At 65.5% G+C, this 18,510-nt stretch carries 21 protein-coding genes; 9 read left to right on the plus strand and 12 right to left on the minus strand.

Translation table 11 applies throughout. The annotated features are described in order from the left end of the window. The first annotated feature begins 19 nt into the window (after window positions 1-19). Window positions 20-628, plus strand: coding sequence for a DedA family protein (locus EBMC1_RS01380; RefSeq protein WP_003039464.1), 609 nt, complete (start codon window positions 20-22; stop codon window positions 626-628). Here EBMC1_RS01380 and EBMC1_RS01385 read toward each other — a convergent pair. The 5 genes from EBMC1_RS01385 to EBMC1_RS01405 form a co-directional block, all read right to left on the minus strand. Continuing rightward, window positions 625-1,518, minus strand: a complete 894-nt coding sequence (locus EBMC1_RS01385) for a tyrosine-type recombinase/integrase (RefSeq protein WP_003039466.1) — start codon at window positions 1,516-1,518, stop codon at window positions 625-627. The two genes, EBMC1_RS01380 and EBMC1_RS01385, sit on opposite strands and share 4 nt — an antisense overlap. Before the next feature lie 109 nt (window positions 1,519-1,627). Next, entirely contained in the window at window positions 1,628-2,773 is a 1,146-nt protein-coding gene (gene hemW / locus EBMC1_RS01390; protein WP_003039470.1) for a radical SAM family heme chaperone HemW, read from the minus strand. 27 nt (window positions 2,774-2,800) lie between these two features. After that, window positions 2,801-3,427, minus strand: coding sequence for an RdgB/HAM1 family non-canonical purine NTP pyrophosphatase (rdgB, locus tag EBMC1_RS01395; protein ID WP_003039473.1), 627 nt, complete (start codon window positions 3,425-3,427; stop codon window positions 2,801-2,803). Window positions 3,428-3,516: 89 nt separating this feature from the next. Next, window positions 3,517-4,233, minus strand: a complete 717-nt coding sequence (gene rph, locus EBMC1_RS01400; protein ID WP_003039475.1) for a ribonuclease PH — start codon at window positions 4,231-4,233, stop codon at window positions 3,517-3,519. A 45-nt stretch (window positions 4,234-4,278) separates the two neighbouring features. Continuing rightward, the gene (locus tag EBMC1_RS01405) at window positions 4,279-5,079 is read right to left on the minus strand and encodes a dienelactone hydrolase family protein (RefSeq protein ID WP_003039478.1); all 801 of its coding nucleotides are present in this window, start codon (window positions 5,077-5,079) and stop codon (window positions 4,279-4,281) included. Between the two features lie 187 nt (window positions 5,080-5,266). Here EBMC1_RS01405 and EBMC1_RS01410 point away from each other — a divergent pair, with 187 nt between their 5' ends. The 5 genes from EBMC1_RS01410 to grpE are packed head-to-tail and all read left to right on the plus strand — an operon-like array spanning window position 5,267 to window position 9,221. After that, complete coding sequence (locus EBMC1_RS01410; protein ID WP_003039481.1) at window positions 5,267-5,956, plus strand: ferritin-like domain-containing protein; 690 nt, start codon at window positions 5,267-5,269, stop codon at window positions 5,954-5,956. Further along, entirely contained in the window at window positions 5,953-6,423 is a 471-nt protein-coding gene (locus EBMC1_RS01415) for a GtrA family protein (protein ID WP_003039485.1), read from the plus strand. Before EBMC1_RS01410 ends, EBMC1_RS01415 begins: the two co-directional genes overlap by 4 nt. Window position 6,424: 1 nt before the next feature. After that, the gene (locus EBMC1_RS01420; RefSeq protein ID WP_231292848.1) at window positions 6,425-7,612 is read left to right on the plus strand and encodes a glycosyltransferase family 4 protein; all 1,188 of its coding nucleotides are present in this window, start codon (window positions 6,425-6,427) and stop codon (window positions 7,610-7,612) included. Between the two features lie 9 nt (window positions 7,613-7,621). Continuing rightward, the gene (hrcA, locus tag EBMC1_RS01425) at window positions 7,622-8,665 is read left to right on the plus strand and encodes a heat-inducible transcriptional repressor HrcA (RefSeq protein ID WP_003039490.1); all 1,044 of its coding nucleotides are present in this window, start codon (window positions 7,622-7,624) and stop codon (window positions 8,663-8,665) included. A 4-nt stretch (window positions 8,666-8,669) separates the two neighbouring features. Further along, complete coding sequence (grpE, locus tag EBMC1_RS01430) at window positions 8,670-9,221, plus strand: nucleotide exchange factor GrpE (protein WP_003039494.1); 552 nt, start codon at window positions 8,670-8,672, stop codon at window positions 9,219-9,221. Between the two features lie 126 nt (window positions 9,222-9,347). Here the strand turns inward: grpE and def are convergent, their stop codons facing one another. Genes def through recR form a run of 3 tightly spaced genes read right to left on the minus strand, consistent with a single transcriptional unit; the run spans window position 9,348 to window position 11,105 of the window. Beyond that, window positions 9,348-9,881: a peptide deformylase gene (def, locus tag EBMC1_RS01435; protein ID WP_003039497.1), complete on the minus strand. Its 534-nt coding sequence runs from the start codon at window positions 9,879-9,881 to the stop codon at window positions 9,348-9,350. Window positions 9,882-9,921: 40 nt separating this feature from the next. Next, entirely contained in the window at window positions 9,922-10,506 is a 585-nt protein-coding gene (locus EBMC1_RS18265) for a hypothetical protein (protein WP_156000880.1), read from the minus strand. 2 nt (window positions 10,507-10,508) lie between these two features. After that, on the minus strand, window positions 10,509-11,105 hold the full coding sequence (gene recR, locus EBMC1_RS01445; RefSeq protein ID WP_003039500.1) for a recombination mediator RecR: 597 nt from the start codon (window positions 11,103-11,105) through the stop codon (window positions 10,509-10,511). A gap of 178 nt (window positions 11,106-11,283) precedes the next feature. Between recR and fmt the strand changes: the two genes are divergently transcribed. Further along, window positions 11,284-12,204, plus strand: coding sequence for a methionyl-tRNA formyltransferase (gene fmt / locus EBMC1_RS01450; protein WP_003039504.1), 921 nt, complete (start codon window positions 11,284-11,286; stop codon window positions 12,202-12,204). Beyond that, the gene (truA, locus tag EBMC1_RS01455; protein ID WP_003039508.1) at window positions 12,201-12,941 is read left to right on the plus strand and encodes a tRNA pseudouridine(38-40) synthase TruA; all 741 of its coding nucleotides are present in this window, start codon (window positions 12,201-12,203) and stop codon (window positions 12,939-12,941) included. Before fmt ends, truA begins: the two co-directional genes overlap by 4 nt. 56 nt (window positions 12,942-12,997) lie before the next feature. Here truA and EBMC1_RS01460 read toward each other — a convergent pair whose 3' ends face one another. Further along, a complete protein-coding gene (locus tag EBMC1_RS01460) occupies window positions 12,998-13,528 on the minus strand; it encodes a CarD family transcriptional regulator (RefSeq protein WP_003039510.1) in 531 nt (176 codons plus the stop codon). Window positions 13,529-13,841: 313 nt separating this feature from the next. On the opposite strand from EBMC1_RS01460, the gene EBMC1_RS01465 reads away from it, so the two are divergent. Then, window positions 13,842-14,654, plus strand: a complete 813-nt coding sequence (locus EBMC1_RS01465) for an SDR family NAD(P)-dependent oxidoreductase (RefSeq protein ID WP_003039513.1) — start codon at window positions 13,842-13,844, stop codon at window positions 14,652-14,654. An 80-nt stretch (window positions 14,655-14,734) separates the two neighbouring features. Here EBMC1_RS01465 and EBMC1_RS01470 read toward each other — a convergent pair whose 3' ends face one another. The 3 genes from EBMC1_RS01470 to nusB form a co-directional block, all read right to left on the minus strand. Further along, window positions 14,735-16,837: a sodium-translocating pyrophosphatase gene (locus tag EBMC1_RS01470; RefSeq protein ID WP_003039517.1), complete on the minus strand. Its 2,103-nt coding sequence runs from the start codon at window positions 16,835-16,837 to the stop codon at window positions 14,735-14,737. 175 nt (window positions 16,838-17,012) lie between these two features. Beyond that, a complete protein-coding gene (gene thiL, locus EBMC1_RS01475; RefSeq protein ID WP_003039520.1) occupies window positions 17,013-17,945 on the minus strand; it encodes a thiamine-phosphate kinase in 933 nt (310 codons plus the stop codon). A gap of 112 nt (window positions 17,946-18,057) precedes the next feature. After that, on the minus strand, window positions 18,058-18,510 hold the full coding sequence (gene nusB / locus EBMC1_RS01480; protein ID WP_003039523.1) for a transcription antitermination factor NusB: 453 nt from the start codon (window positions 18,508-18,510) through the stop codon (window positions 18,058-18,060).

Consider the following 18,510-nt stretch of genomic DNA (forward strand, 5'->3'; position numbering starts at 1 on the left):
GCCACCGCGTTTGCCATCCATGACCGAATTCATCCTCGATCTGATTCAGGCGTGGGGATATTGGGGCATTGCCGTCCTGATGTTCCTCGAAAACGTCTTCCCGCCCGTTCCGTCCGAAGTGATCATGGGTCTGGGCGGCATCGCGGTCGCGCAAGGGCGCTTCGACTTCTGGACCCTCGTCGCGGTCGCGGTCGCCGGCACCACGGCGGGCAATTGGGTGTGGTATGCGATCGGGCGCTGGATCGGCTACAAGCGGCTGAAGCCCTTTATCGACCGCCACGGCCGCTGGCTGACGCTCGACTGGCACGAGGTCGAGCGGCTGCACGCGGGCTTCGTCCGATATGGTCCGGGCATCGTCTTCGTCGCGCGCTTCATGCCCGTCGCGCGGACGATGGTGTCGCTGCCCGCGGGCATGGTCCATATGAATCAGGCGAAATTCCTGCTGTGGACCGCCGCCGGATCGACGATCTGGATCGCCGCGCTCGCTGGCGCAGGCAACTGGTTCGGCAAACAGTTCGCCGATATCGAACAGTTCGTCGGCCCGCTCGCGCTCGTCGCGATCGGCTCGCTGGTCCTCCTCTATTTCTGGCGCGTCTTCACCTGGAAACCCAAGCACCGTCGCGACTAGCCGGCGCGCGGGTGAGCGCTGCGATAGACGTCGAGCAGATGCGCGGCGTCGACGGCGGTGTATATCTGCGTCGACGCCAGACTCGCATGGCCCAAGAGTTCCTGCAGGCTGCGCAAATCGGCCCCGCCCGCGAGCAGATGCGTTGCGAAGCTGTGGCGCAGCGCGTGCGGCGTCGTGCGCTCGGGCAGGCCGAGCGCGCGGCGCGCCTGCCGGACGCTGGCCCGCACCACACCCGGCTGCAGCGGCCCGCCGCGCGCGCCGACGAACAACGGCGCGTCCTTGCCCATCGACCAGGGGCAGGCCGCGACATAGCGCGCCACCGCCGCCGCGACCGCGGGCAGGATCGGCACGATCCGCGTCTTGCCGCGCTTGCCGGTGATGCGCAGCGTTTCGCCGAGCGGCAGCGCCGCGCCGGTCAGCGACAGCGCCTCGCCGATGCGCAGCCCCGCACCATAAAGCAGCAACAGCAAGGCAAAATCGCGCGCGCCGACCCAGGCTTCGCGGGCATTGTCCTCGACATCCTGTGCAAGCTGCATCGCCTCGGCGGGCGCGACCGGGCGCGGCAGCCCCTTTTTGACGCGCGGTCCGCGCATCTGCGGCACGCTGGCGTTCGATCCGCCGACAAAGCGCAGGAAGCTGCGCAGCGCCGACAATTCGCGCGCCGCCGAGGCATTGCCCAGCCCGTCGGCGCGGCGATCGGCCAGGTAAGAGCGCAGGTCGTTCGGGGTCAGGCCTTTGAGCATGCGCGCATCGACCGCGCCGCCGCGATGATGCGCCAGAAAGCCGCAAAAGCGCTCGGCGGTCGCGATATAGGCGCGCCGCGTATGGTCCGACCGGCGCTTTTCATGCGCCAGATGGGCGTCCCAGTCGCGGATCAGGACGTCAAACAAAACCCACTCCGTTCGGGCTGAGCTTGTCGAAGCCCCGTCCTTTCTTTCAGCCTCCAAAAGGGAAGAACGGCCCTTCGACAAGCTCAGGGCGAACGGGCTTTGCAGTCGTCTAGCCTGTTCGCACCACTTCCGAAAGGATGCTGTCGAGCAGCAATATGCCATCGTCGGTCACGCTCAGCCGGTCGCCGGTCTGCTGCATCAGCCCCTGCCCGGCCAGCCGCGCCACCGCATCGGCATCGACGAACGCGTCGCGCGCCAAGCCGCTCCGCACCTCGATCCGCGCCAGATCGATGCCCTCGGTCAGCCGCAGGCCCATCAGCATCGCCTCGGTCGCGCGTTCGTGCGGCGGCAGGTCGGTCTCGACCTTCAGGCCGTGGCCGTTGCGTTCGACCGCCGTGATGAAATTCTCAGGCTTCTTGTGGCGCTCGGTCGCCTGCGCCAGCCGCCGCCCATGCGCCCCCGGCCCGACCCCCGCGTAATCGCCGTAGCGCCAATAGGTCAGATTATGGCGGCTTTCCTCGCCCGGCCTTGCATGGTTCGACACTTCGTAACGCGGCAGCCCCGCCGCCCGGGTCATCGCCTGCGTAGCGTCGAACAGGTCGGCGGCCGCATCGCCGTCGGGCAGGACAAGCTCGCCCTTGGCGGCGAGCGTCGCGAAGCGCGTGCCGGGTTCGATGGTCAGTTGATAGAGCGAAAGATGCCCGGTGCCGAACCCCAGTGCATCGGCAAGCTCGCGCTCCCAGTCGGCGAGCCCCTGCCCCGGCCGCGCATAGATAAGGTCGAAGCTGGCACGGCGGAAATGCGCCTGCGCCGCCGCAATCGCCCGCCGTGCCTCGTCCCCGCTGTGCGCGCGCCCCAGAAATTCAAGCACTTGCGGATCGAAGCTCTGCACGCCGATCGACACACGATTGACCCCCGCGACCGCCAGATCGGCGAAGGCGGCAACCTCGACCGAATTGGGGTTGGCCTCCAGCGTGATCTCGCAGTCGTCGGTCAGGCCCCACAGCGCCGCCGCCTCGGCGATCACCGCCGCCACCGTCGCGGGCGGCATCAGGCTCGGCGTGCCGCCGCCGAAGAAGATCGACGACACTCGGCGTCCCGGCAGCAGCGTCGCCTCGTGCCGCAGATCGGCAAGCAACGCATCGCGCCAGACCGCCTGATCGACGCTCTCGCGCACATGGCTGTTGAAGTCGCAATAGGGGCATTTCGACACGCAGAACGGCCAATGGACATAGAGGGCGAGCGGTTCGGTCATGGGGGGGCGACGGGGGCGACGAAGGATCTAAAACACCCCCGCCACCAGCTTCGCGAAGGCATCGGCCCGGTGGCTGATCGCATGTTTTTCGGCCGGATCGATCTCGGCATAAGTCAGGGACTTGCCTGTCGGCACGAAGACCGGATCATAACCGAACCCCAGCGTACCGCGCGGCGGCCAGGTCAGGCTGCCCGCGGCGCGCCCCTCGAAAACCTCCGCATGGCCGTCGGGCCAGGCGATCGCGAGGGTGCAGATGAAGGCGGCGCTGCGGTCGACGTTGGGCCCCTGCTCGGCGAGCAACCCCTCGACCTTGCCCATCGCCATATACCAGTCGCGGCCCTTTTCGCCTTCGAACCACTGCCGTTCGGCCCAGTCGGCCGTATAGACACCCGGCCGTCCACCCAGCGCCGCGACCGCCAGCCCGCTGTCGTCGGCAAGCGCGGGAAGACCCGCGCCGGACGCACTCGCATGTGCCTTGAGCAGCGCATTTTCGCAGAATGTCGTCCCGGTTTCGTCGGGTTCGGGAAGGCCGAGGTCGCCCGCCGACACCGGTTCGATGCCATAAGGCAACAGCAGCGCCCGAATCTCGCGCACCTTGCCCGCATTATGGCTCGCGATGACGAGTTTACCCGGAGCGAGTTTTCGATGTGACATTCGACAACCTCATTTTTCGTCATGCCGGACTTGATCCGGCATCCATGAGCGCGTGGACCCCGGATCAAGTCCGGGGTGACGAGAGGAAACTACCTACCCACCGCCTTCGCCTGCGCCGCGAAAATCTCGCCGCAGCCGATGCGCGCGAGGCGAAGGAGGCGCAGCAGGCCTTCCTCGTCATAGGTCGCGCCTTCGGCGCTCGCCTGCACTTCGACGATCTGGCCCTTGCCGGTCAGCACGAAATTGCCGTCGGCTTCGGCGTTCGAATCCTCGTCATAATCGAGGTCGAGGACGGCGGTGCCCTGATACATGCCGCACGAAATCGCCGCGACCTTGTCCTCGATCGGGTCTTCGGCAATCGCCTTGGCCGCGATCAGCTTGTCGACCGCGAGCCGCAGCGCGACCCACGCGCCCGAAATCGATGCGGTGCGCGTGCCGCCGTCGGCCTGGATCACATCGCAATCGATCACGATCTGGCGCTCGCCGAGCTTCTTCATATCGACGACGGCGCGCAAGCTGCGCCCGATAAGCCGCTGAATTTCCTGCGTTCGTCCCGACTGCTTGCCCTTCGCCGCCTCGCGGCTGCCGCGCGTGTGCGTCGCGCGGGGCAGCATGCCATATTCGGCGGTCACCCAGCCCTGCCCCTTGCCGCGCAGGAAGGGCGGCACCTTCTCCTCGACGCTGGCGGTGACGAGCACCTTGGTGTTGCCGAAGCTTACCAGCACGCTGCCTTCGGCATGGATGGTGAATTCGGTTTCGATAGCGATGGGGCGCATCTGGTCGGGCGCGCGGCCGGAGGGTCGCATGATATTCCTTTCATCGTTGAAGGCGCGGCTCTTAGGCGCGCGCCGTCATCCACTCAACCGCATCTTGAAGAAATCGAGGATTTCGTCGCGCGCCTGCACCGTCGGCTGGCCTGCCTCGTCGATCAGGTGGATGGTGACGACGCTGTGCGGGTTTTTCATCGGACTGTCGGGGTTCGCCGCCGCATCGGGCAGGACGCGCCCGACGAAGCGATCGCCGAGCGCATCCTCATACGCCGCAAAGCGCGCCGCTTTGCAGAATTTGTCGCCCGCGAAGCGATAGGCGAGCACGGTCAGATCCTCGGCCTCCATCCGCGCCTTCACCGCCGCCAGCTCATCGGGCGCGATATGCATTCCCGCAGGATCGTTGAGCGGCAGCGAGGGCTGCGCGAGCACCGGCGCGAGCACCGCGGGCTCAAGCATCATCGACAGCGCAAAATTGCCGGTAAAGCACATGCCGATCGCGCCGACGCCGTTGCCGCCGCATTCTTCGTGCGCGAGCGCCGCGAGCGCGCGCAGCCACTGCGTCGCCGGCGAGCTTTCGTTCGCCTGAAAAGCGCGGAACTGGCGGCTGATGCACCCGCCGATCATCGTGAACAATGCGCCCGGCATGCGCGGCACCGCGCCGTCCTTCCCGAAGATATGCGGCATATAGACGGTGAAGCCCGCATCGCGGACCCATCGCGCGAACCGCGCGACATGCGGGCTGATCCCCGGCATCTCGGTCATCACGATCACCGCCGGGCCGCCGCCCGTCACATAGACGAGCCGGTCGGTGCCGAGCAGCCGGATCGTCCGCCGGTCGAAATCGTCGAGCGGATCGTCGCGATCGAGCGGACGTGTCGTCATGCTTTTCTCTCCCCGCGGCCCAGACCGCTCGAACCTTGACGAAGGCTAGGCATAAGATTCATCCGATGCACCTGTTTTCATCGCGCAGCTCGGCCCGATTTCGGCAAAGCAGGGCGACAAAGCGGCATCGCGCCATTCGACTAGCGCCGCGAAGGGTGATAATCAGTCTCTTTGGTGGGAGATGCCTATGCTGCGCTGGTTGCGCGAACGCTATCTGCTCGTACTCGGGTCGATCTATATTTATAACGAACATCGCGGCTATACCGCGATCGACCGGGTTATCGAAGCGGTTCGCGCGCGGACGCCCGACGATCTAGCCTTGATCGCCGCGATCGAAAGCCACCGCGGCGACGAGCGCAAACATTATATGATGTTTCGTCGCTGGTTCGAACGGCGCGGCTCGATGCCGCTCGATGTCGATCGCACCTTCGGGCATATCGACCGCTTCGTCGAAATCGTCTTTCGCACGCCGATCGACAAGCTCGATACGCAGGCGGTCATCGATCGTGACGAGCTGTTCGAACGGCTCTGCCGCGTTATCGCGCTGACCGAACGGCGCGGTTACAAGCAGGTCGAAACCCTGCTGAAGAACCGCTTCGTGCTCGACGATCCGATCCTGACCCGGATTTTCCGGATCATCCACAAGGACGAACCGAGCCACTGGGCCCCCTATGAGGCATGGCTCGTCGCCCACGGTCGCCGCCGCCCGCGCTGGTGGGAACGCGCGATCGATGCCTTCATCCATTCCGAATTGCTGTTCATCAAGCTGCCGTGGCTCTTCCTCAACCCGTGGGTTGGGCGCCGCACCGCCTGGCCCGATGCGCGCGATGATGAAGCCTATGGCAATCGCCCGCTCGCGGCCCACGCCGCTACATGACCGACTATAGTGCAGGGGCGGAATTGCCCGCCAACGGACAGGCCCCGGCGGGCGAAGCCGGGCTGGCGTCGCGCCTGTTCAATCGCCGCGTCGGCGGCATGCTGCTCAAGAACACGGCGGTCAGCAGCGCCGTCTTTCTGGTCGGTCTCGCCGTGCTCTGGGGCCTGGTGCAATGGGGCAGGATGCAGGCGGTGCCCGCGGCGGCGATCGGCTTTCTGACCTCCAACAGCCTGCACTATGCGCTCGGCCGTTCGTGGATATTTCGCGGCACCGATCGTGCCATCGGGTCGGGCTACCTGATCTTTCTGGTCAACGCGGGGGTGGGCATGGCGATCACCATCCTGCTCTTTGCCGCCTTGCTGAAATGGACCGCCATCCACTATCTCGTCGCCCGCGTGATCGTGTCCGTCTTTGCCGGGCTCGCGATGTTCGTGCTCAACGCGGTGCTCAATTTTCGACAGGTGTAAGGTGCGGATCGCGTTATTTACGGGAAATTACAACTATGTGCGCGAAGGCGCGAACCAGGCGCTCAACCGCCTTGTCGCGCATCTCGAGCAGCATGCGGGCGCCGCGGTGCGGGTCTATTCTCCCGTCACCGACACGCCGGCGTTCGAACCGGCGGGCGACCTGGTCCCGGTGCGGTCGATCGCGCTGCCGGTGCGCAGCGAATTTCGGCTCGCGCTCGGCCTGCCCCGCGCGACCCGTCGCGACCTGACGCGGTTCGCGCCCGACATCATCCATGTCGCGACCCCCGATATTCTCGGCACCCGCGCGCAGACCTTCGCCCTCGATCGCGGCACGCCGCTTGTCGTCAGCCTGCACACGCGGTTTGAAACCTACCTTGGCTATTACGGCCTCGACTGGCTGCGGCCGGTGGTCGACCGCCACATCCATCGTTTCTATCGCCGCGCCGATCATGTTCTCGCCCCGACTCCGGGTCTTGTCGATGAGATGCGCTCGCTACGCGGCGACGACCGGGTCAGCCTGTGGAGTCGCGGCGTCGATCGCGACCTTTTCGCGCCGTCGCAGCGCAGCCTGGAATGGCGCCGCACGCGCGGAATCGCCGACGACCGGATCGTCATCCTCTTCTTCGGCCGCCTGGTGCTGGAAAAGGGCGTCGAGGAATATGTCGCGATATTGCGCGAATTGCTGTCCAGCCACCCAGTCACGCCGCTTGTGGTCGGCGCAGGACCGGCGGCCGAGGCCTTTGCAGCGCTGCCGTCTGCGGTGCTGACCGGCCATCTCGACGGACAGGAACTCGCGCACGCGGTTGCCAGCGCCGACATCATGCTCAACCCGAGCACGACCGAAGCCTTTGGCAATGTCGTGCTCGAGGCGATGGCATCGGGCCTGCCCGTGGTCAGCGCCGATGCGCCGAGCGCGAGCGCGCTGATCGTGGAGGGCGAAACGGGTCATCTATGCACGCCCGGCGACCGCCGCGCCTATTCGGACGCGCTCGTTCGGCTCATTGCGGACGGCGACGCGCGGCGCGCAATGGGCGCCGCCGCACGCGCAAGAAGCGCCGCCTTTTCCTGGCACGCCGCATCCGAAAGCGTCGCGCGCCTCTATCGCGCGATCCTCGCGCCGCCTCGGCAGGCCCAGCCGGACGGAGCCGCGGGCAGCGCGATGCTTGCCCCCGCCCCTTCGCATCCCTAAGTCCATGCCATGACGACCCCGCCGATCACCGAATTGACGACACGCGCGCGCGATGTGTTCCGGCTCGTCGTCGATGCCTATCTGGAGAATGGGCAGCCGGTCGGGTCGCGCACGCTGTCAAAGCTGGCGACGCTCAACCTGTCGCCCGCGTCGATCCGCAACGTCATGCAGGATCTCGAAGAGCTCGGCCTGCTTGCGAGCCCGCACACCAGCGCCGGACGCCTGCCGACCGAACAGGGGCTGCGCCTGTTCGTCGACGGGATGATGCAGGTCGCCGAACCCTCGGCCGAGGATCGCGCTCAGATCGAGGCAAGCCTTGCCGAAGGCGGCCCCATCGAAAGCGCACTGGCGCAGGCGACGGCCACGCTGTCGGGGCTTTCGGCCTGCGCCGGCCTTGTCCTCGTTCCCAAGCATGAACGCGTGCTCAAGCAGGTCGCCTTTGTTCCGATGGCCGACCGTCAGGCGCTCGTCGTCCTCGTCGCGGGCGATGGATCGGTCGAAAACCGCGTCATCGACCTGCCTGCCGGATTGGGTCCGTCGGCGCTGGTCGAGGCGGGCAATTATATCTCTGCGATGCTCGGCGGCCTGACGCTGGCCGAGGCAATGGCGCGGGTGCGGCGCGAGATAGAGGACGAACGGATCGCGATCGACCGCGCCGCCGCCGATCTCGTTTCGCGCGGGCTGGCCATCTGGTCGGTCGACGGCGCCGACCGGCCGGTGCTGATCGTGCGCGGGCAGGCGAATCTGCTCGACGACAGCGCGGTCGGCGATCTCGACCGGGTGCGCCAGCTGCTCGACGAGCTCGAAACAAAGCAGGACATCGCCGGCCTGCTCGACAGCGCGCGCGAAGGCAGCGCGACGCGCATTTTCATCGGGTCGGAGAACAAGCTCTTTTCGCTGTCGGGTTCGTCGGTTATCGCCGCGCCCTATCGCGGATCGGATGGACGGGTAGTCGGCGTCGTCGGGGTTATCGGCCCGACCCGCTTGAACTATGCGCGCATCGTTCCCATGGTGGATTTTACAGCACAATCGCTCTCAAGACTGATACGATAGGGTTATGACGAACATCGAAAACGAAACGCCGGTCGAAGACGGCCAGGCCCCGGAAACCGAAGCCGCAGCGGCTGCCGAAGCCCCCGCGCAGGACGAAGCGGCAAAGCTCGCCGAACAACTCGCCGCGGTGCAGCAGGATCTGCTCTACGCGCGCGCCGAAACGCAGAATGTGCGCCGCCGCGCCGAAAAGGAAGTCGCCGACGCGCACGCCTATGCAGCGACGAAATTCGCGCGCGATATCCTGTCGGTCGCCGACAATCTCGGCCGCGCGCTCGCTTCGCTCAGCGAAGAACAGCGCGCCGACGAGGCGATCAAGCCGCTGCTCACCGGGCTCGAGGCGACCGAGCGCGAACTGATGAGCGTGTTCGAACGCCACGGCATCACGCGCATCGCCGCGATCGGCCTGCCGCTCGATCCGAACCAGCATCAGGCGATGCTCGAAATCCCCAGCGACAAGGACGCCGGCACGATCGTACAGGAAATGCAGGCTGGCTATATGATGAAGGACCGCCTGCTGCGCCCCGCGATGGTGGGAGTCGCCAAGAAGGCGGATTGATTTTCCGCCCTACACCCATTGCGTGTGTCCCCGCGAAGGCGGGGACCCATCATCCGATGGCGGAAATCCGAAACGGCCGGTGATGGGCCCCCGCCTTCGCGGGGGAACAGGTCACAAAATTTGGGCTCAGGCCGCCTTGCGCAGCTTCGCGAGCTTCTTCAACACCATCTCACGCTTCAGCCGCGACAGATGGTCGATGAACAATATGCCTTCCAGATGGTCATGCTCGTGCTGGATGCACGTCGCCATCAGGCCGGTCATGCGCTCCTGATGATGCTTGCCGTCCACGTCCTGCCAATCGACCGTGACTTCGGCGGGGCGCGTTACATCGGCATATTGCTCGGGGACCGACAGGCAGCCTTCCTGATAGACGCTATGCTCCTCGCTCTCGTCCGAAAAGACGGGATTGATGAAGACGCGCGGCTCGCGGATTACCTTCTTGCCTTCCTCGTCCTCGGGATCGGGCTCCTGCAGATCGATGACGAGAATGCGCTTCGGCACCCCGACCTGGATCGCGGCAAGCCCGATGCCGGGGGCGTCATACATCGTCTCGAACATGTCGGCGACGAGCTGCTTCAGCTCGGCGTCGAACGTCTCGACGGGCTTGGAAATGACGCGCAACCGCGGATCGGGGGTCTCTATAATGGGTAGAATGGCCATGCGTGCGAGGTATGATCGCGCGGGCGCCCGGTCAAGGGGGTCAGGCGGCTCTCCACGCGGTTAACGCTCGCCTCAGTCTTACGTACCCTCTTGCGGATCGATTCCAGTCGGCAGTGGTGTAGTGGCTAAACTCGTAGAATAGGTTGTCGACAATATGCTCTTGATTTCTCTTCGCCCAAAGCCACTCTAAATCATCGAAGCAATCGTTATCGATTATCTGGGTATCTCGGAGACGCGCAATTCTACCCCTGAATCCAGCGCCTCGACCTAGACCGTATTCCCCTGGAAATACCGTGATGCTTTCACACACCGAACCTAGCAAGCAGACCGACTCCTTGATCACCATTTCCTTGGCTTGCCCGGAAATATCCGTTCGATTGACGATCCACCGCAAGACGTCGTGGGTCATAAGGGCATAGCTAATATTCGCTTTTAGTCGGCGATCAGAAATGAATGGAAGGCTTGCCCGTTTCTGCACAGCTGTGCCGATGAAGCCCCGAGGAAATCTCACCCGACCTAAATGCTGCTGTTCAGGATGATCGTTCAAATAGTCGCTAATTGACTGGAGAAGCGTACTAGCCTCGGTGACCGCAGCAACTAAGCTCTGTTCGTCGGCAATTGGCATCCTTAACCCACCGGCCTTCTAGCCCGCAGCGCCTGCGCCAGCGTTCCCTCGTCGAGATAGTCGAGCTCGCCGCCGACCGGCAGGCCATGCGCCAGCTGCGTCAGCCGCACCGGATAGCCCTCCAGCCGCTCGGCGAGATAATGCGCCGTCGTCTGCCCCTCCAGCGTCGCGTTCATCGCCAGCACCACCTCGTCGATGCCGCCCGCCGCGACGCGCGCCACCAGCGCGTCGATGCTCAGATCCTGCGGCCGCACGCCTTCCAGCGCCGACAGGCGGCCGCCCAGCACATGATATTTGCCGGGAAACAGCCGCGACTTGTCGAGCGCCCAAAGGTCCGACACTTCCTCGACCACGCACAGGCTGCGTGGGTCGCGGCGCGGATCGGCGCAGATCGCGCAGGGGTCGCTGGTATCGACATTGCCGCAGATGCCGCACGTCACCAGCCGCTCGGACACCGTCTGGAGCGCCGCGAGCAAGGGCGCGAAACTGCTCTCGCGTTTTTTCATCAGATGCAGCACCGCGCGCCGCGCCGACCGCGGGCCAAGGCCGGGGAGCCGGGCGAGTTGCTGGACGAGGGCTTCGATTTCGGTAGACGCCATGCGGCGGTGGTAATGGGTGTGCAAGATATGCACAACATTCCCCGTGTTCCTGCGAAGGCAGGAACCCATCTCCGGACGGTGCAAGTTGGAACCGGCGGAGATAGGCCCCTGCCTTCGCAGGGGCACTGGAGCTTGATGGGCTTGAATGTCGCGCCTGCCTCCTCCAAAGGCGCTGCCCATGCGCATTGCCTTCATGGGAACGCCGCCCTTTGCGGTGCCGACGCTCGCCGCGCTCCACGCGGCGGGGCATGAGATCGTGGCGGTTTACACCCAGCCGCCGCGCCCGGCGCAGCGCGGCAAGAAGCTCCAGCAGAGCGCGGTCCACCTCTGGGCAGAGGCGCACGGCCTGCCCGTCCGCTCGCCGAAGAGCCTGCGGACCGAAGAAGCGCAGGCCGAATTCGCCGCCCTCGACCTCGATGTCGCGGTGGTCGCGGCCTACGGCCTCATTCTGCCGCAGGCGATCCTCGAGAGCCCACGCGAAGGCTGCCTCAACGTCCATGGCTCGATCCTGCCGCGCTGGCGCGGCGCGGCGCCCGTGCAGCGCGCGATTCTGGCGGGCGATACCGAAACGGGCGTCACCATCATGCAGATGGATGCCGGGCTCGACACCGGCGGCATGCGCCTGATCGGCCGCACGCCGGTCGCGGGCAAGAGTGCGGGCGAATTGACCGACGAACTCGCCGCAATGGGCGCCGCGCTGATGGTCGAGGTGCTGGCCGACCTGTCCGCCTGTCTGCCCGTGCCGCAGCCGGATGACGGCGCCACCTATGCCGCCAAGATCGACAAGAGCGAGGCGCGGCTCGATTTTCTGGTCAGCGCGCCCCAGACCGAGCGCCAGATTCGCGCGTTCAACCCGGTGCCCGGCGCCTTTTTCGAGCTGGAGGGTGAGCGATACAAGATCCTCGCGGCCGATGTCGTGCATCCCGCCGACACCGTCGCCGGCGCCGCGCCCGGCGTCACGCTCGACGATGCGCTGACCATCGCCTGCAACCCCGGCGCGATCCGCGCCACCCGGGTGCAGCGCGCGGGCAAGCCGGCAATGGACGCCGCCGAACTGCTGCGCGGTCGGCCCGTAACTGCGGGGACGCGGCTGGCATGACCCGCTTCGCCCTCACCATCGAATATGACGGCCGCCCCTTCATGGGTTGGCAGCGCCAGTCGCATGGCCCCAGCGTTCAGCAGGCGATCGAGGAAGCCGTCACGCGCATCACCGCCGAAGCGGCGCCCGTTCACGGCGCCGGGCGCACCGACGCCGGGGTGCATGCGATCGCGATGCGCGCGCATGTCGACATCGAAAAGGCCATCCAGCCCTTTCGCCTGATGGAAGCGCTGAACGCCCAGCTTCGCCCCGCGCCGGTGGCGATCCTCGCGTGCGAGACGGTCGCCGACGACTGGCACGCGCGCTTTTCGTGCGTCGGCCGCGCCTATGAATATCGCATCGTCAACCGCCGCGCGCCGCTGACCTGGGACAAGGGGCTCGCCTGGCAATTTGCGAAGCCGCTGGATGCCGAAGCGATGCACGGCGCGGCGCAGGCGCTGGTGGGGCGGCACGATTTCACCACCTTCCGATCGGTGCATTGCCAGGCCGAAAGCGCGGTGAAGACGCTCGACCGCCTGTCGGTCAGCCGCCATGGCGACGAAATCGTCATCGAAGCCGCGGCGCGCAGCTTTCTGCATCATCAGGTTCGATCGATGGTCGGCTGCCTCACCCTCGTCGGCGAAGGCAAATGGTCGGCGCCCGATTTGAAGGCCGCTCTCGACGCCGCCGACCGGCAGGCTCTCGGCCTCAACGCACCGCCCGACGGCCTCTATTTCATCGAAGCAAAATATCCCTGACCCACGAAAAAGGGCGGCCCTTGCGGACCGCCCTTTTCACGTCTCGGCAGAAAGGCTCAGAGCGCCTTTTCGGCGTAATAGAGCGGCGCATGCTCGTTGAGGATCTGAAGGATCTTCGCCTGCGCGGTCTTTTCGTCGCTTTCTTCCATCGCGGCGAGTTCGCGCGCGAGGCGGCTCGACGCCGCTTCGAAGATCTGACGCTCCGAATAGCTCTGTTCGGGCTGGTCGTCGGCGCGGAACAGGTCGCGGGTCACTTCGGCGATCGACACGAGGTCGCCCGAGTTGATCTTCGCTTCATACTCCTGGGCGCGGCGCGACCACATGGTGCGCTTTACCTTCGGCTTCGTGGTCAGGACCTGAAGCGCTTCCTTCAGCGTCTTGTCCGACGACAGCTTGCGCATCCCCACGCCCTCGGCCTTGTTGGTCGGGACGCGCAGGGTCATTTTTTCCTTTTCGAAGCGCAGGACATAAAGTTCGAGCTGCATGCCGGCGATTTCCGACTTTTGCAGTTCAATGACGCGCCCCACGCCATGTTTGGGATAAACGACATAGTCACCGACTTCAAAGACGAGCGTGTTTGCGGACATGCAGGTTCCTTTCATTTGCCCCGTCGGGACCGGAAAAGCGCGAAAAGGCCGGGTACGTCCGCCCTCGTCGGAGGGGGATCGAAGCAAGGCGGTCGGCGCTAGCCAGTCAAAGTGACAAGGGATATGGCTCCATCAGGACGCCGCAGGGTGCCTTTCCGGCGATGGAAAGAGGCAAGCTGTCGACGCGTTGATATTTATTATATCAGATTCGCAACAAAATTGCCACCCCCGCACGGAAATCCGCGGGTCGGCGGCTTGACGCCCCCCGAAACGCGTTTCACCTTGAGACGGAAACACAGATGGGGATGCCAAGATGAAAGATCAAATCTGGTGGGTTACAGGGGCTTCGTCGGGTATCGGCGCGGCACTGGCGCGCGGCCTTTCGGCGCGCGGCGCGCGGCTGATTCTGTCGGGCCGCAACGTCGCCGCGCTCGAAGCGGTGGCAAAGGATTGCGGCGCGGGCACGATGATCCTGCCCTTCGAGGCGACCGACTATGACGCGATTCCCGGGCTTGTCGAACGCGCCTGGGCCTGGGGCGGCCGCATCGACGGTCTCGTCAACAATGCCGGAATTTCGCAGCGCAGTCTGGCGGTCGAAACCGATTTTGCGGTCTATCAAAAGATCATCGCGGTCGACCTGCTTGCGCCGATTGCCCTCACCCAGGCGCTGCTTCCGCGCATGATCGCGGCCGGCGGCGGTCAGATCATCGCCATATCGAGCGTCGCGGGAGTCGCCGGCGTGCCGCTGCGCAGCGCCTATTCGGCGGCCAAGCACGGCATCATCGGCTATCATGACAGCTTCCGCGCCGAAAATGAGCATCTGGGGTTGAAGGTGCTGGTGGTCGAACCCGGATCGGTGCGCACCAACGTCAGCCGCAACGCGCTCAACGCCGACGGCAGCGTCCGCGGCGCGAGCGATGCGGCGATCGACAACGGCCTGTCGCCCGACGATGCTGCGGCACAGATGCTCGCTGCAGTCGATGCCGGAACGCGCGAACTGGTGGTCGCCGAAGGCGCCGAAGCCGCCATCGCCGCCCTGCGCCGCAGCGACCCGAACGCGCTGTTCGACCGGATGAGCGCCATGGTGCAGGCGGGCTATGCCCAGCAGATGGGGGCGCAGCGCTAAATCAGATACTTCGTCAAAAGAAAAAGGCCCCGCCGGATCGTTCCGGCGGGGCCATTCTTTCACCCTGACGGACGCGATGCTTACATCGCGTGTCCCGCCAGCGCCGCGAGCAGCAGCAGCGCGACGATGTTGGTGATCTTGATCATCGGGTTGACGGCCGGACCCGCGGTATCCTTGTAGGGATCGCCGACGGTGTCGCCCGTCACGGCTGCCTTATGGGCTTCACTGCCCTTGCCGCCGTGGTTGCCGTCCTCGATATATTTCTTGGCATTGTCCCACGCGCCGCCGCCCGAGGTCATCGAGAGGGCGACGAACAGGCCGCCGACGATCACGCCGAGCAGCAGGGCGCCGAGCGCGGCAAAACCGTTCTCCTGACCCGCAACCGCCGAGATCACGAAATAGACGACGATCGGCGCCAGCACCGGCAGCAGCGAGGGGATGATCATCTCCTTGATCGCCGCCTTGGTGACGAGGTCGACCGTGCGCGCATAGTTCGGCTTCGACGTGCCCGCCATGATGCCGGGATCGCCCGCGAACTGATCGCGCACATCCTTCACCACGTCACCCGCCGCGCGGCCGACGGCGGTCATGCCCATCGCACCGAACAGATAGGGAAGCAGCGCACCGAGCAGCAGCCCGACGATGACATACGGGTTTTCGAGGCTGAAATTGACCGTCAGGCTCGGGAAGAATTCCCGAAGGTCGGTCGTATAGGCCGCGAACAGCACCAGCGCGGCGAGGCCCGCCGAACCGATGGCATAACCCTTGGTCACCGCCTTGGTGGTGTTGCCGACGGCGTCGAGCAGGTCAGTCTTTTCGCGCACACTGTCGTCCAGCCCCGCCATTTCGGCGATGCCGCCCGCATTGTCCGTCACCGGGCCATAAGCGTCGAGCGCGACGACCATGCCGGCGAGCGCCAGCATTGCAGTCGCAGCATAGGCAATGCCGATCAGCCCCGCGAGTTGATAGGCGATGATGATGCCCGCAACGATGACCAGCGTCGGCAGCGCGGTGGCTTCGAGGCTGATCGCGAGGCCCTGGATCACGTTCGTGCCATGGCCCGTTTCCGAGGCCTTGGCGATCGACCGCACTGGACGGAAGCCCGTGCCGGTATAATATTCGGTGATCCAGATGATCAGGCCGGTGATGACGAGACCGAGCAGCGAGCAATAGAAAAGATCGCGCCCGGTAAAGTCGGTGCCGGTGACCGCCGTTTCCATCCCGCCCAGCGCGTGGCTGGTCGCGAACCAGATCGCCGGGACCGCGAGGATCGCCGAAACCAGGAAGCCTTTGTACATCGCGCCCATGACATTGTTCGACCCGCCGAGGCGGACGAAATAGGTGCCGATGATCGAGGTGATGATGCACACCCCGCCGATCAGCAGCGGCAGCGACATCAGGCCGGGCAGCAGATCGCCCGCCCCTTTCAGCAGCAGCGCGGTCAACACCATGGTGGCGCCGACGGTGACGACATAGGTTTCGAAAAGGTCGGCCGCCATGCCCGCGCAGTCGCCGACATTGTCACCGACGTTATCGGCGATGACCGCGGGGTTGCGCGGATCATCCTCGGGGATGCCCGCTTCGACCTTGCCGACCAGGTCGGCGCCGACGTCGGCGGCCTTGGTAAAGATGCCGCCGCCAAGACGCGCGAAGATCGAAATCAGCGAGGCGCCGAAGGCCAGCGCGACGAGCCCGTCGACGACCGTGCGGTCGTCGCCGCCCACCGTCTTGCCCATCTGGACCGTCAGCACCCAATAAAATACCGCAATCGCAAGCAGCGCGAGCCCGGCGACGAGAAGGCCGGTGATGGCACCAGCGCGAAAGGCGAGCGTCAGCCCGGCCTGCAGCCCCTTTTGCGCAGCGGCCGCGGTGCGGACGTTCGCGCGTACCGAAATATTCATGCCGATGAATCCGGCGACACCGGACAGGACGGCGCCGATGACGAAACCCGTCCCCGAAACGGGTCCGAGTGCCCCCGCGACGATCACCGCGACGACGACGCCGACGATGGCGATGGTGCTATATTGCCGTTTCAGATAAGCCTGCGCGCCTTCCTGGATGGCGGCGGCGATTTCCTGCATCTTGTCATTCCCCGCCGAGGCGCCGAGCACCTGCCGCGAGGTAATGAACCCATAGAGCACGGCCAATAGGCCGCACGCTATCGCGATCAAAACCGGATTCATGCGTGTCTGTTCCTTCCCCAATGAAGGGGGCGGACACAGGATAGCTGTCGAACGTCCGACTTATTGATGCCGGTTCGCTCTCTCCCCTGATGCGACCGCCCCAAATTCTGGACGCCGCGTTATGGGAAGAAACCTCGCCCTTTGGCAAGCCCGGTTTTTTCGCCCTTTTCCGCGCCTAGTGCGCGAAACCGAGACGCTCCGGCAGCGCGACGCGCTGCGCCCGGTGCGTCAGCAGCAATCCGGCGCCGACGGCGGCATGGCCGATCGCCGTGACGGCGACGCCTTCGGCGGCCGCATGCGCCCGGATTGCATCGGCTTGCCCCGGGTCGGCGGCGAAGAGCAATTGATAATCGTCGCCTGCCGTTGCCGCAGCGAGCCGCGTGTCGAGAACGTCGGGACGCACCGCGAGCAGCGCCGCCGACAGCGGCACCGCCTCCAGCATCAGCGCGATCTGGCAATCGCTTGCCGCCGCCATCCGCTCGGCGTCGATCAGCAGGCCGTCGGAAACATCCATCATCGCATGAACATGCGGCGCGAGCGCCGCGCCCAACGCCAGTTGCGGCAAGGGCCGGGCATAGGCGGCCATGCAGGTTGCGCCCGGTTCGATCTCGCCGAGCCGCATCGCCAGGCCGACGCCCGCGTTGCCGATCGTCCCCGTCACCCAGATCTGATCGCCCGGCCTTACTCCGCTGCGCGCCGGCGCTCCCGTCGCGGGCGCACGGCCGATCGCGGTCAGGCCGAAACTGCGCGGCGCCCCGGCGGGTGGGCGCACCGTGTCGCCGCCGAGCAACGGCACATCGAACCGGCGCAGCACATCGTCGATCCCCGCGACAAAAGCGGCGTCCCACGCCGCATCGCCCGACAGGCTATAGCCGAGCAGCACGCCGAGCGGCGCTGCGCCCTTCGCCGCAAGATCCGACAGATTCACCGCAACCAGCTTCCACGCAATGTCCTGCGGCGTGTCGTCGGGCAGGAAATGGACACCCTCGACGATCATGTCGTGCGTCAGCACAAGATCGCCGAGCAGCGCCGTATCATCGGCCAGCCCGCGCGCCGCAGGATCGGTCGCGATCGTGCGCAGACGCGCGATGAAATCGGCTTCGCTCAACGCAATTCCTCTTCCGTTCGCCCTGAGCTTGTCGAAGGGCCGTTCTTCCTCGACCTATACCAGAAAAATGCGGTCCTTCGACAAGCTCAGGACAAGCGGCTCTCTGGAAGCGTCAATCGGAAGAACGCACATCCTTGCCGATCGCATCGAGCAGGCCGTTGGCAAAACCCGCCTCGCGGCCGTCGAAAAAGGCTTTCGCGACATCGACATATTCGCTCACCACCGCGCCCACCGGTACATCGCCGCGCGCGATCAGTTCATAGGCGCCGGCACGCAATATCGCCTTCATCGTGCGGTCGAGCCGGTCCATCGTCCAGCCGCTCGCCAGCCGCGCTGTGATCGCCGCGTCGACCTCTTCCGCCCGCGCCAGCGCGCCCTTCACGATATCGTCGAAGAAGGGAACGTCGGCTTCGGCATATTCGGCGTCCTCGATGATCGCGCCGATGCGGTGCTGGTGGAATTCGTGGATCAGCTGCGCCACCGGGGTGCCTTCCATCTCATGCTGATAGAGCGCCTGGACGGCGGCAAGGCGGGCGGCGGAGCGGGATTGGGCGCGTTTGTTCAT

Source organism: Sphingopyxis sp. MC1 (assembly GCF_000371385.1).
GTDB lineage: Bacteria > Pseudomonadota > Alphaproteobacteria > Sphingomonadales > Sphingomonadaceae > Sphingopyxis > Sphingopyxis terrae.

Excerpts from the sequence above, each read along its gene's own strand:
- rph (WP_003039475.1), bottom strand. The coding sequence starts at position 4,233 with ATGCGACCCTCCGGCCGCGCGCCCGACCAGATGCGCCCCATCGCTATC.
- EBMC1_RS01405 (WP_003039478.1), bottom strand. The coding sequence starts at position 5,079 with ATGACGACACGTCCGCTCGATCGCGACGATCCGCTCGACGATTTCGAC.
- hrcA (WP_003039490.1), top strand. The coding sequence starts at position 7,622 with ATGACGACCCCGCCGATCACCGAATTGACGACACGCGCGCGCGATGTG.
- grpE (WP_003039494.1), top strand. The coding sequence starts at position 8,670 with ATGACGAACATCGAAAACGAAACGCCGGTCGAAGACGGCCAGGCCCCG.
- recR (WP_003039500.1), bottom strand. The coding sequence starts at position 11,105 with ATGGCGTCTACCGAAATCGAAGCCCTCGTCCAGCAACTCGCCCGGCTC.
- EBMC1_RS01415 (WP_003039485.1), top strand. The coding sequence starts at position 5,953 with ATGACCGACTATAGTGCAGGGGCGGAATTGCCCGCCAACGGACAGGCC.
- EBMC1_RS18265 (WP_156000880.1), bottom strand. The coding sequence starts at position 10,506 with ATGCCAATTGCCGACGAACAGAGCTTAGTTGCTGCGGTCACCGAGGCT.
- fmt (WP_003039504.1), top strand. The coding sequence starts at position 11,284 with ATGCGCATTGCCTTCATGGGAACGCCGCCCTTTGCGGTGCCGACGCTC.
- EBMC1_RS01460 (WP_003039510.1), bottom strand. The coding sequence starts at position 13,528 with ATGTCCGCAAACACGCTCGTCTTTGAAGTCGGTGACTATGTCGTTTAT.
- hemW (WP_003039470.1), bottom strand. The coding sequence starts at position 2,773 with ATGACCGAACCGCTCGCCCTCTATGTCCATTGGCCGTTCTGCGTGTCG.
- rdgB (WP_003039473.1), bottom strand. The coding sequence starts at position 3,427 with ATGTCACATCGAAAACTCGCTCCGGGTAAACTCGTCATCGCGAGCCAT.
- EBMC1_RS01410 (WP_003039481.1), top strand. The coding sequence starts at position 5,267 with ATGCTGCGCTGGTTGCGCGAACGCTATCTGCTCGTACTCGGGTCGATC.
- EBMC1_RS01465 (WP_003039513.1), top strand. The coding sequence starts at position 13,842 with ATGAAAGATCAAATCTGGTGGGTTACAGGGGCTTCGTCGGGTATCGGC.
- EBMC1_RS01380 (WP_003039464.1), top strand. The coding sequence starts at position 20 with ATGACCGAATTCATCCTCGATCTGATTCAGGCGTGGGGATATTGGGGC.
- def (WP_003039497.1), bottom strand. The coding sequence starts at position 9,881 with ATGGCCATTCTACCCATTATAGAGACCCCCGATCCGCGGTTGCGCGTC.
- nusB (WP_003039523.1), bottom strand. The coding sequence starts at position 18,510 with ATGAACAAACGCGCCCAATCCCGCTCCGCCGCCCGCCTTGCCGCCGTC.
- EBMC1_RS01470 (WP_003039517.1), bottom strand. The coding sequence starts at position 16,837 with ATGAATCCGGTTTTGATCGCGATAGCGTGCGGCCTATTGGCCGTGCTC.
- truA (WP_003039508.1), top strand. The coding sequence starts at position 12,201 with ATGACCCGCTTCGCCCTCACCATCGAATATGACGGCCGCCCCTTCATG.